The organism is Larkinella soli, assembly GCF_003703975.1.
GTDB classification, from domain to species: domain Bacteria; phylum Bacteroidota; class Bacteroidia; order Cytophagales; family Spirosomataceae; genus Larkinella; species Larkinella soli.
Map to the genome: position 1 here is coordinate 1 of NZ_QTJY01000078.1, position 354 is coordinate 354.

Here is a 354-nt window from a genome sequence, read left to right on the forward strand (position 1 = left end):
CCTGATCGTCTCGGGCGATTCCTGGCGGTATTTCGCCCAGAAATCCGCCCCCGCCACCGGCTGGAACAACACCGCCTTCACCGAATCCCCCGACTGGGCCTCCGGACCCTCTCAACTGGGCTACGGCAACGACGGCGAACGCACCCCGCTGCCCTTCGGGTCCGACCCCGCCAACAAGTACATCACCGCCTACTTCCGCAAGAGCATCACCATCCCCAACCCCGCAGCCTTTCAGAGCTTCACGCTGCGCTACAAACGCGATGACGGCATCATTCTCTACCTCAACGGCGTGGAGATCCGGCGCGAATACATGCCGGCCGGGGCGGTGGGTTACGGCACACTGGCCTCCCAGGC

General features: G+C 64.7%; 1 protein-coding gene. It reads left to right on the top strand.

What is annotated here, in order from left to right; translation table 11 throughout:
* Nucleotides 1-354 (top strand): hypothetical protein (locus DX909_RS29750; protein ID WP_206513083.1); only part of this gene is annotated, 354 nt, incomplete at both ends.